Source organism: Actinotalea sp. JY-7885 (assembly GCF_014525465.1).
In the GTDB taxonomy this organism is placed as follows: domain Bacteria; phylum Actinomycetota; class Actinomycetes; order Actinomycetales; family Cellulomonadaceae; genus Actinotalea.
Genome location: NZ_JACEXH010000120.1, coordinates 1 through 10497 on the forward strand (window position 1 = coordinate 1; position 10497 = coordinate 10497).

Annotated in this window: 10 protein-coding genes; 4 read left to right on the top strand and 6 right to left on the bottom strand. The window is 75.9% G+C overall.

The genetic code is table 11. From position 1 onward, the window contains the following. Positions 1-641: class I adenylate-forming enzyme family protein (locus IDM29_RS11435; protein ID WP_188037546.1), on the top strand; the 641-nt coding region annotated here is incomplete at its 5' end. Between the two features lie 82 nt (positions 642-723). Here the strand turns inward: IDM29_RS11435 and IDM29_RS11440 are convergent. Both IDM29_RS11440 and IDM29_RS11445 read right to left on the bottom strand, forming a co-directional pair. Next, positions 724-1761: a PHP domain-containing protein gene (locus IDM29_RS11440; protein WP_182111405.1), complete on the bottom strand. Its 1038-nt coding sequence runs from the start codon at positions 1759-1761 to the stop codon at positions 724-726. Continuing rightward, a complete protein-coding gene (locus tag IDM29_RS11445; protein WP_182111406.1) occupies positions 1758-2726 on the bottom strand; it encodes a Ku protein in 969 nt (322 codons plus the stop codon). Before IDM29_RS11445 ends, IDM29_RS11440 begins: the two co-directional genes overlap by 4 nt. Before the next feature lie 130 nt (positions 2727-2856). On the opposite strand from IDM29_RS11445, the gene IDM29_RS11450 reads away from it, so the two are divergent. After that, positions 2857-3804 (top strand): DNA ligase, encoded by a 948-nt coding sequence (locus IDM29_RS11450; protein WP_182114192.1) that lies wholly within the window; start codon positions 2857-2859, stop codon positions 3802-3804. 19 nt (positions 3805-3823) lie between these two features. After that, complete coding sequence (gene ligD, locus IDM29_RS11455) at positions 3824-4720, top strand: non-homologous end-joining DNA ligase (protein ID WP_182111407.1); 897 nt, start codon at positions 3824-3826, stop codon at positions 4718-4720. A gap of 76 nt (positions 4721-4796) precedes the next feature. Here ligD and IDM29_RS11460 read toward each other — a convergent pair whose 3' ends face one another. From IDM29_RS11460 to IDM29_RS11470, 3 genes are all read right to left on the bottom strand, one after another. Further along, positions 4797-6233, bottom strand: coding sequence for an HNH endonuclease signature motif containing protein (locus IDM29_RS11460; RefSeq protein ID WP_188037547.1), 1437 nt, complete (start codon positions 6231-6233; stop codon positions 4797-4799). A 68-nt stretch (positions 6234-6301) separates the two neighbouring features. Continuing rightward, positions 6302-6496 carry a hypothetical protein gene (locus tag IDM29_RS11465; RefSeq protein ID WP_188037548.1) on the bottom strand — a complete coding sequence of 65 codons (195 nt, stop codon included), beginning with the start codon at positions 6494-6496 and terminating at the stop codon, positions 6302-6304. After that, positions 6441-7331 (bottom strand): DUF222 domain-containing protein, encoded by an 891-nt coding sequence (locus tag IDM29_RS11470; RefSeq protein WP_188037549.1) that lies wholly within the window; start codon positions 7329-7331, stop codon positions 6441-6443. The genes IDM29_RS11465 and IDM29_RS11470 overlap by 56 nt, the downstream gene beginning before the upstream one ends. A gap of 168 nt (positions 7332-7499) precedes the next feature. Between IDM29_RS11470 and IDM29_RS11475 the strand changes: the two genes are divergently transcribed. Then, complete coding sequence (locus IDM29_RS11475; protein WP_182111410.1) at positions 7500-7907, top strand: CoA-binding protein; 408 nt, start codon at positions 7500-7502, stop codon at positions 7905-7907. 125 nt (positions 7908-8032) lie between these two features. Here IDM29_RS11475 and IDM29_RS11480 read toward each other — a convergent pair. Continuing rightward, positions 8033-10497 (bottom strand): bifunctional [glutamine synthetase] adenylyltransferase/[glutamine synthetase]-adenylyl-L-tyrosine phosphorylase (locus IDM29_RS11480; protein WP_188037550.1); only part of this gene is annotated, 2465 nt, incomplete at its 5' end.

Sequence of the window (10497 nt, forward strand, 5' to 3'; positions counted from 1 at the left end):
CCGGCGCGGCCGCCACGGCCGCCACGGCCGCCCCCGCGACGTGCGTGGGCGACGACGACGTCCGCGCCCGCTCGGCCGCCGTCGTCGCCGCCGGCGAGATCCAGGTCCGCGGCCCGAACGTCACGCCCGGGTACTGGCGGGACCCGGAGACGACGCGTGCCGCGTTCACCGACGACGGGTGGCTGCGCACCGGTGACCTGGCCACCCTCGACCCGGACGGCTGCGTGACGGTGGTCGGGCGCCTCAGCGAGGTCATCAACACGGGCGGCGAGAAGGTCTTCCCCTGCGAGGTCGAGCGCGCCGTCTCGGAGCTGGCGACCCGGGAGGGCGTCGACGACCTCGCCGTCGTCGGCGTGCCCGACCCGCGGTGGGGCGAGACCATCGTGCTCGCCGTCGAGGGACCGGGGCCGCTCCCCGCGCTCGACGAGGTCCGCGCTCTGGGCGCCCTGACCCTCGCCCGGCACAAGCTGCCCACCGCCGTCGTCGGCGTCGCGACGCTGCCCCGCAAGGCGACGGGCAAGGTGGACCGCACGGCCCTGCGCGGCCTGGCCGTCGCCGCGACCACGGCGCCTGCCGCGACCACGGCCGCCGGGACCGAGCCCGTCCCCGCCGCGACGGCACCTGCCGCGCCCATGGCCTGAGGCGCGCCGCGCCGCGCCGGCCCGATGAGCCGAGCACCCGTCGCGCCCGCGACGCGAGGGCGTAGCACCCCCGGGTCCCTCCTCAGGAGCGGGCGCGGGTCCAGGCGAGGAGGCGCTCGACCGGCCACGTCGTGACCACGCGGTCGACGTCGACGCCGTGCGCGGCCAGCCGGTCGCAGCCGTCGACGAGCCAGTCCAGCTGGCCCGGGGCGTGCGCGTCGGAGTCGATGCTGAACAGGCACCCGGCCTCGGCCGCGACCGCGATGAGGTCGTCCGGCGGGTCCTGCCGGTCCGGGCGGCTGTTCACCTCGACGGCCACGCCGTGCTCGGCGCAGGCGGCGAACACGGCGGCGGCGTCGAACTCGGACTGCGGCCGCTCCTTGCCGCGCACGCGCCGCCCGGTGCAGTGCCCCAGCACGTCGGTGCGCGGGTCGCTGACGGCCGCGACCATGCGCCGCGTCATGGCCGCGCGCTCCATCCGGAGCTTGGAGTGCACGGACGCCACGACGACGTCGAGCTCGTGCAGCAGCGCCGGCTCCTGGTCGAGCGTCCCTTCGTCGAGGATGTCGCACTCGATGCCCGTCAGGAGGCGGAACGGCGCGAGCACGCGGTTCATCTGCCCGATGCGCTCGACCTGCCGCCGCAGGCGCGAGGCCGAGAGCCCGTTGGCCACCGTGAGCCGCGGTGAGTGGTCGGTGATCGCGAGGTACTCGTGGCCGATCTCGACCGCCGCGAGCGCCATCGCCTGCACGGGCGCGCCGCCGTCGCTGGAGTCCGTGTGGGAGTGCAGGTCGCCGCGCACCGCGTCCCGCAGCGCCTGGCCCGCCGGGGTCGCCGCCCGCAGGCGCTCGCCCAGCTCGCGCTCGAGGTCCGCCAGCACGCCCGGTACCTCGCCGTGCACGACGGCGGCGATGACCTCCGCCGTGCGCTCCCCCACCCCCGGCAGCTGCTGCCAGGCGCCGTCGGCCGTGCGCGCGCGCCACTCGGCGTCCTCGAGCGCCGCGACGGCGTCGCCGGCGCCGCGGTAGGCGCGCGAGCGGTACTCAGACGCCTGCTGCCGCTCGAGCAGGAAGGCGATCCGGTGCAGCGTCCCGACGACGTCGTCCCGCGCCACGCTCACGAGGCGCGGCGCCGGGTGGTCTTCTTCGCGGGCTCCGCGTCGTCGGCCCTGGGCTTGGCCCGGCTCGCGCGCTTCGGCTTCTCGGCCGCCTCGTCGTCCTTCGGGGCCGCCTTGGCGCGGCTCGCCCGCTTCGGCGCGGGCTCGGCCGCGGGCTCGGCGGGCGCCGCCGAACCGGCACGCGCGCCGCGCGCCTTCTCGACGCTGCGCTGGAGCGCCGAGAGCAGGTCGACGACCTCGCCGCCCGAGCCCTCGTCGTCGTCCTTGCCGGCCGCCGCCTTGATCGTGGTACCCGAGGACACCTTGGCCTCGATGAGCGACTCGAGGGCCGCCTGGTAGCGGTCCTCGAACGCCGAGGGGTCGAAGTCGGCGGCGAGCGACTCGACCAGCGAGGACGCCATCTGCAGCTCCTGGGGACGCACCTGCACCTCGGCCTCGAGGATCGGGAAGTCCGCCGAGCGCACCTCGTCCGGCCACAGCAGGGTCTGCAGGCAGATGACGTCGTCGCGCACGCGCAGCACCGCCATGGACTCGCGCTGGCGCAGCGCCACCTTGACCACGGCCATGCGGTCGGTGGTCTTGAGCGCCTCACGCAGCAGCGCATACGGCTTCGCGGCCGTCTTCTCGGGCTCGAGGTAGTACGTCTTGCCGAGCATGATCGGGTCGACCTGGTCCGAGGGCACGAACTCCTCGACGGCGATCTCCCGCTCCGTCGCCAGGGGCAGGTCGTCGAGGTCCTCGTCGGTCAGGACGACCATCCGCCCGTCGTCGGTCTCGTAGCCCTTGGCGATGTCGCCGTAGGGGACCTCCTCGCCGTCGACGCTGCAGACCTTCTTGTACCGGATCCGGCCGCCGTCCTCGCGGTGCACCTGGTGCAGGGGGACGCTGTGCTCACCGGTCGCGGCGTAGAGCTTGACCGGCACGTTGACCAGCCCGAAGGCCACCGCGCCCTTCCAGATCGCACGCATGCGCCCACCTCCTCGGCGCCGCGCCCGCCAGGTCGGGCTGCCTGCTCCCGGGGCGCTGTGCCGATCGAGGGCAGGCGCGATCCGGGTGCCGGTCGGCACCTTCTGTGGGCAGGATGGACCCGTGCAGCCCATGCTCGCCACCCGTGCGGCCGAAGAGGGCCGTCTGCCCGAGGGTCCGGAGTGGTCCTACGAGGTCAAGTGGGACGGCGTCCGGGTGCTCGCGCAGACCACGAGCGGCTCGCTGCGGCTGGTCGCGCGCTCCGGTCGCGACGTCACGGTGACCTACCCCGAGCTCGCCGGTCTGGCGGCCATGCCGGGCACGGTGCTCGACGGCGAGGTCGTCGTGATGTCGGGCGGGATCCCGTCGTTCGAGGCGCTCGCCGAGCGCATGAACGTGCGCGACGCCGCACGCGCGTCCCGCCTCGCGACCTCGGCACCCGCCACGTACATCGTCTTCGACGTGCTGGTGCTCGACGGCGTGGACGTGAGCCGCCGGCCGTTCAGCGAGCGCCGCGAGCTGCTGGAGCGCCTCGAGCTGCCCGCGCACGTGCAGCTCTCCCCCGTCTACCCCGACGGCCCGACGCTGTGGCAGGTGACGCTCGAGCACGGCCTCGAGGGGGTCGTCGCGAAGCGGCGCACGTCGACCTACCAGCCGGGGCGCCGATCACCCGACTGGGTGAAGGCGGCGCACCGCGCCACGCGCACCGCCGCCGTGGTCGGCTGGCGCAGCGAGGGGTACGGGAGAGCGGGCGTCGCGGCGTCGAGCAACCGGCTCGGCGCGATCCTGCTCGGCGCCCCCGACGCGGACGGCAGGTGGCGCTACCTGGGCAAGGCGGGCAGCGGCCTCGCCGGGCGCCGCGGCGCGGACCTGCTGCGCGAGCTCACCGGCCGCGAGAGCACCGAGCCCGTGCTGGACGACGAGGTGCCCGACGTCGACGCGCGCGGCGTCACGTGGTGTCGGCCGGAGGTCGGCGTCGACGTCGTCTACCTCCAGCGGATGCGGGGCGGGCGCCTGCGTCACCCCGTGGTCCGCGCGTTGCGCACGGATGGCGACGTCGACGCGTGGGAGGCTCCGTGACCTGCCGCCGAGCGAGGGGATGACCGTGGCGAAGGACGACGCGCAGTGGGTCGAGGTCGAGGGGCGCCCGGTCAAGCTCACGCACCTGGACCGCGTGCTGTACCCCTCCACCGGCTTCACCAAGGCCGAGATGATCGGCTACTACACCGCCGTCGCGCCGGCGATCCTGCGCCAGCTGGAGCACCGCCCCGTCACGCGGATCCGCTTCACGACGACGGTCCACGGCGAGAAGTTCTTCGAGAAGAACACGCCGCGCGGCGCCCCGGAGTGGCTGCGGCACCTCCAGCTGCCCGCGAGCCCGGGCACCGAGGACGAGGGCACGGTCCTCGACCTGCCGTTCCTGGACGACCTGCCGGGCCTGGTGTGGTCGGCCAACCAGGGCGCCGTCGAGCTGCACACGCCCCAGTGGACGGTCGGGCCGCGCGGCGGACTGCGCGGCGCGGACCGGCTGGTCATCGACCTCGACCCCGGTCCCCCGGCCGGCCTCGACGAGTGCGCCCGCGTCGCGCACCTCGTCGCCGACCGCCTGGCGCAGGACGACCTCACGACGACGTTCCCGGTGACCAGCGGCAGCAAGGGCATGCAGCTGTACGCGCCGCTGCCCAAGGTCCGGCCGGCCACCGAGGTGCGCGAGTACGCGCGCACGGTCGCGCACGAGCTCGCGGCGGCCCATCCCGACCTCCTGCTGGCGAACATGAAGCGGGCGCTGCGCCCGGGCAAGGTGCTCCTGGACTGGAGCCAGAACCACCCGGCCAAGACCACCGTGACGCCGTACTCCCTGCGCGCCAAGGACGAGCCCCGCGTCGCCGCGCCCCGCCGCTGGGACGAGGTCGAGCCGGGCATGGTCCAGCTGGGCCCCGACGACGTCGTCCGCCGCCTCGAGGAGGAGGGCGACCTGCTCGCGGCAGGGACGTGACGCCGTCAGGCGGAAGGCGCCGGCTGCGCCCCGCCCCCCGGCCCCCGCCGGGCCGGGCCGTGCGGGCCCGAGCGCGTCAGAACGGCGGCGGGTGGAGGTCGATGATGACGCCGTCGGGCGGCGGCGGTCGCGGCGGGTTCATCGGCGGTTCGTGCTCGGGCAGCCGGCGGTAGGTCTGGCCCGTGGGTGAGCGCCACACGGTGACGCCGTCCTCGCGCCGCGTCGGGCTCCAGCCGCCGTGGGTCTTGGCCCGATGGTGGTGGCGGCAGAGCGCCTGCAGGTTGCCGACGCGGGTCTGCTCGACGCCGGGCTCGTCGACGCTGGGCTCGTCGACGCCGGGCACCGGGTCGAACGGCGTGACGTGGTCGATGTCGCACCTCGCCGCCGGCATGCGGCACCCGGGGAACCGGCAGGTGCGGTCCCGCAGGCCCACCGCGTCGCGCAGCGACCGGGTCGGGGCGTAGGTACGCGTGCCGCGCGCCAGCGGCTCGCCGCTGCGCACCGCGACCAGGAGCGGCTCCCACGTCGCGCGGGACGCGATGCGGCGCGCCATGTCCGGCGGGATCGGGCCGTAGCCCTGCAGGTCCGCGGGTTCGTGGGACAGGCCGAGCAGGGTGGCGGCGGACGCCGTCACGGCCAGGTGCGGACGCCTGCCCTGCCGCGTCGCCAGCGGCGTCCCGTCGGGGTGCGCCCCCGCGTCGAGCCAGCGCGTGGCGACGTCCACGAGGGCGTCGGCACGACGCTCGTCGAGCGACCGGGAGTCGTCGGGCGCGGCCTCCCCCGCGAGCGCGGTCAGCGTCGTGTGGACCGCCAGGGCGTCGTCGGCGGGGAGGTACGCGCTGAGCCACGCCATGGAGTCGGCGACCGGCTGCAGCTCGACCCGGCGCTGCCCGCGCGCGTCCGCGTGCCGCGCCGCGGCGCCGTCGGGATCGCGCAGCAGCTCCATCCGTCGCAGCCGGGACCGGAGCTGGGGCGCGGTGCACGTGCGGGCGCCCGGAAGCACTGAGAGGGCGACGTCCTGCGCCGCGGCGTCCGGCAGCCGCCGCAGCTCGTCCGTCAGGACGGTCGCGCGACGCACGTCGATCTCGCCGCGAGCGAGCGCGTCACCCACGGCGGGCACCCGCTCCGCAGCGAGCGCGAGGGCAACCTTGTTCTCAGCCACGGCCCCGGTCGTCGAGAGGCACGCAGCAACCTGATCGGCGACGAAGGCCCCACCCCTTCGTCGCGGCAGCGACGCGAGCTGGGCGATGACGCGCGCCTGGCCGGCGGCGACCCAGGACGCCAGCCGCTCCCACGCGGCCACCGCCTCGATCAGCGCGGCGTCGTCCATGTCCGCCGGCTCCAGGCCGCCGAGCCGAGCGGCAAGGTCCGGGCCGGGGACCGCCTCCTCGAGCTCCGCCGCGAGCCGGTGCCGCACGGACCACAGCCACGCCTCGGCCCAGGTGCCGGCACCCCCGCCACCGTCTTCGGGCACCGGACCGGCGCCGACCGGGTCGCTCAGCGAAGTGGACATACCGGCACCCTACGGACAGGGTCTGACACGACCCGGCCGTGCACGCTGACCAGGAACGACGTCTCGGATCAGCCGGTGAGGAGGGCGTCTAGCACGAGGGACAGCAGGCTGACCCCACTGGCCGCCAGCGCGATCGCCAACGCCATGAGCGCGAACCAGATCACGCTGAGGGTGAGCCCGGCGACCGTGAAGGCGTGGCCGCCGCGCTCACCGCTGCGCGTCTCGCTCCAGGCGATGATGCAGAGGATGAGACCGACAGGCACCAGACCAGTCGCCGCGAAGACGAAGCCCGCCGTTGGCGACGTCCACGAGGGCGTCGGCACGACGCTCGTCGAGCGACCGGGAGTCGTCGGGCGCGGCCTCCCCCGCGAGCGCGGTCAGCGTCGTGTGGACCGCCAGGGCGTCGTCGGCGGGGAGGTACGCGCTGAGCCACGCCATGGAGTCGGCGACCGGCTGCAGCTCGACCCGGCGCTGCCCGCGCGCGTCCGCGTGCCGCGCCGCGGCGCCGTCGGGATCGCGCAGCAGCTCCATCCGTCGCAGCCGGGACCGGAGCTGGGGCGCGGTGCACGTGCGGGCGCCCGGAAGCACTGAGAGGGCGACGTCCTGCGCCGCGGCGTCCGGCAGCCGCCGCAGCTCGTCCGTCAGGACGGTCGCGCGACGCACGTCGATCTCGCCGCGAGCGAGCGCGTCACCCACGGCGGGCACCCGCTCCGCAGCGAGCGCGAGGGCAACCTTGTTCTCAGCCACGGCCCCGGTCGTCGAGAGGCACGCAGCAACCTGATCGGCGACGAAGGCCCCACCCCTTCGTCGCGGCAGCGACGCGAGCTGGGCGATGACGCGCGCCTGGCCGGCGGCGACCCAGGACGCCAGCCGCTCCCACGCGGCCACCGCCTCGATCAGCGCGGCGTCGTCCATGTCCGCCGGCTCCAGGCCGCCGAGCCGAGCGGCAAGGTCCGGGCCGGGGACCGCCTCCTCGAGCTCCGCCGCGAGCCGGTGCCGCACGGACCACAGCCACGCCTCGGCCCAGGTGCCGGCACCCCCGCCACCGTCTTCGGGCACCGGACCGGCGCCGACCGGGTCGCTCAGCGAAGTGGACATACCGGCACCCTACGGACAGGGTCTGACACGACCCGGCCGTGCACGCTGACCAGGAATGACGTCGCCGCTCGGCCGTTGGGGACGGCGTCCAGTCGCGCGCGGCGCACCGTGCCGCTCGAACCGGCCCCGCCACCTGCACCGCGACCCGCGCTGTGCTTGGCTGGCCGCATGAACGATCCCGCGGTGATCGACCGGCTCCTGACCACGCCCGGCCGGTGGGCCGTCGTCGGGCTGTCGACCAACCGGTCCCGCGCCGCGTACGGCGTCTCGGCCTACGTGCAGGGCCTCGGCCACGAGATCGTCCCCGTCCACCCGCGCGCCGAGACGGTGCACGGCGCCACCGGGTACGCGAGCCTGACCGATGTGCCCGGCCCGGTCGACGTCGTCGACGTCTTCGTCAACTCCTCGCGCGCGGGTGCCGTCATCGACGAGGCGATCGCTGTCGGGGCCAGGGCCGTCTGGCTGCAGCTCGGCGTCACGGACCCGGCCGCCGAGGAGCGCGCCCGCGCGGCGGGGCTCGACGTCGTGGTCGACACCTGCCCCAAGATCGAGGGGCCCGCGCGCGGGTTGCGCTGACGCGGGCGCCGGGCCGTCAGCCCGGGCGTCTGGCGGTGTACGCGCCGACGCCCACGAGCGCGGCGAACAGGGCGAGCGTGAGCCGAACCCCATCCGGCGGACCCAATCCGCAGCGACCGCGTGTGTCAGCCGTAGAAGAGGCGCTCCATGACGGCCCGGGCGCGGCGGCCCGCGCGCAGGTACGTCTCCTCCAGCTCGGCGCCCGACGCCGGGCCGAAGCCCACCAGGCGCGCCAGCGCGGACAGGGCGCGCCGGTCGTGCGGGAGCACGTCGGCGCCCGCACCGCCGGCCCGCCCGCTCCACAGGACGAGGGCGTCCCGCAGGCGCGAGGACAGCAGCCACGCCTCGCGCAGGACGGCGGCGTCGGCGGCGTCGACCAGCCCGGCGCCGGTCGCCGCGTCGAGCGCCTCGAGCGTGCTCGGCGTCCGCAGGCCCTCGACCTCGAACCCGTGCTGCAGCTGGAGCAGCTGCGCGGTCCACTCGACGTCGCTCAGGCCACCGCGCCCCAGCTTGAGGTGCCGGCTCGGGTCGACGCCGCGCGGCAGCCGCTCGGCCTCCATGCGCGCCTTGAGCCGGCGCACCTCCCGCACCATGCCCGCGTCGGCGCCTCCGTCCGGGTAGCGCAGCGGGGCGATCAACGTCACGAACGCGTCCCCGAGCGCCGGGTCACCGGCCACCGGGCGCGCCCGCAGGAGCGCCTGGCTCTCCCACGGCGACGACCAGCGCTGGTAGTACTCGCGGTACGACGCGAGGGTCCGCACGAGCGGCCCGTTGCGGCCCTCGGGGCGCAGGTCCGCGTCCACCTCGAGCGCCGGCTCCGGGCCGACCTGGCCCAGCATCTGGCGCACCCGCTGCGCGACGGTCATGGCCTGGGCCTGCGCACGCGCGTCGTCGACGCCGGGCAGGGGGTCGTGCACGAACAGCACGTCCGCGTCCGAGGCGTACCCCAGCTCCCTGCCGCCCAGGCGGCCCATCGCGATGATGGCGCTGCGCGTCAGCGTGCCGTCGGGACCGTGCTGCACCTCGTACTCGGCGATGCGCAGGGCCCCCGCCAGGACGACGTCGGCGGCGGCGGTCAGCGAGGCCGAGGCCGAGACCACCGAGCTCGAGCCGAGGACCTCGGCCACCGCGGTGCGCGCCATCTCGCGCCGCCGCAGCGCCCGCAGCAGCGTCGCGGCCTCCGTGGCGTCGTCGCGCCGGGTGAGGACGGCGTCCGCCTCCGCCTCGAGGCGCAGGACGTCGCGGGGCGCGAGCTCGGCGTCGTCGTCGAGCCACGCGACCGACTCCGGCGAGCGGGCGAGCACGTCGGCCGCGTAGCGCGAGGTCGAGAGCAGGCGCGCGAGGCGCTGCGCGGCGACGCCCGAGTCACGCAGCAGCTTGAGGTACCAGTGCGTGGTGCCGAGCTCGTCGGACAGGCGGCGGAACGCCAGCAGCCCCGCGTCGGGGTCGCTGCCCTCGGCGAACCACCCCAGCAGGACCGGCAGCAGCTGCCGCTGGATGGACGCGCGCCGGCTCACGCCCTCGGTGAGCGCGGAGATGTGACGCAGCGCGCCGGCCGGGTCCCGGTAGCCGATCGCCGCCAGGCGCGCGCGGGCGGCGTCGGGGGCGAGCGTGACGTCCTCGCGGGACAGGCTGGCCGTCGCCGGGAGCAGCGGGCGGTAGAAGAGCTCCTCGTGCAGGTGCCGCACCTCGCGGCGTACCGTCCGCCACCGCTCGAGCACCTCGGCCGCTCCCCCGGCGCGCATGCCGATCGAGCGCGCGAGCGTGCGCAGCTCGCCCTCGTCCGTGGGCATCAGGTGCGTGCGCCGCAGGCGGTGCAGCTGGATGCGGTGCTCGAGCGCGCGCAGCAGGCGATAGCACACGGCCAGCCGCGACGCGTGGTCGCGCCCCACGTAGCCGCCCGCAGCGAGCGCGGCCAGCGCGGTCAGCGTGCTGGGGCTGCGGATGGACTCGTCCGCGCGGCCGTGGACGAGCTGCAGCAGCTGGACGGTGAACTCGACGTCCCGCAGGCCGCCCACGCCCAGCTTCAGCTGACGGTCCGCCTCCGCCGCGGGCACGTGCTGCTCGACCCGGCGCCGCATCGCCTGGGAGTCCTCGACGAAGTTCTCGCGCTCGACGGCGGACCACACCATGGGGGCGATCGCCTCGGTGTAGCGGCGGCCCACCTCACGGTCCCCCGCCACGACCCGGGCCTTGAGCAGGGCCTGGAACTCCCAGGTCTTGGCCCAGCGCTCGTAGTAGCTGACGTGGCTCGCGACCGTGCGCACGAGCGGGCCGTTCTTGCCCTCGGGCCGCAGGGCCGCGTCGACGGGCCACAGCGGTGGCTCGGTCGCCGTGCCGTCGCACGCCCGGGCGAGCGACGCGGCGAGCTTGGCGCCCGCGCGCATCGCCTCGTCCTCCGAGCGGCCCTCGACCGGCTCCGCGACGTAGATCACGTCCACGTCGCTGACGTAGTTGAGCTCGCGGCCGCCGCACTTGCCCATGCCGATCACGGCGAGCCGGACGGTCGCCGCCTCGTCGGGGTGCGCCGCGCGCGCGAGGGCCAGCGCGGCCTCGAGCGCGGCGGCGGCCAGGTCGGCGAGCGCCGCCG

What these genes read in the sequence shown, in the direction of transcription:
- IDM29_RS11450 (WP_182114192.1), top strand. Translation starts at nt 2,857, where the DNA reads ATGCTCGCCACCCGTGCGGCCGAAGAGGGCCGTCTGCCCGAGGGTCCG.
- IDM29_RS11445 (WP_182111406.1), bottom strand. Translation starts at nt 2,726, where the DNA reads ATGCGTGCGATCTGGAAGGGCGCGGTGGCCTTCGGGCTGGTCAACGTG.
- IDM29_RS11470 (WP_188037549.1), bottom strand. Translation starts at nt 7,331, where the DNA reads ATGTCCACTTCGCTGAGCGACCCGGTCGGCGCCGGTCCGGTGCCCGAA.
- IDM29_RS11460 (WP_188037547.1), bottom strand. Translation starts at nt 6,233, where the DNA reads ATGTCCACTTCGCTGAGCGACCCGGTCGGCGCCGGTCCGGTGCCCGAA.
- ligD (WP_182111407.1), top strand. Translation starts at nt 3,824, where the DNA reads ATGACCGTGGCGAAGGACGACGCGCAGTGGGTCGAGGTCGAGGGGCGC.
- IDM29_RS11475 (WP_182111410.1), top strand. Translation starts at nt 7,500, where the DNA reads ATGAACGATCCCGCGGTGATCGACCGGCTCCTGACCACGCCCGGCCGG.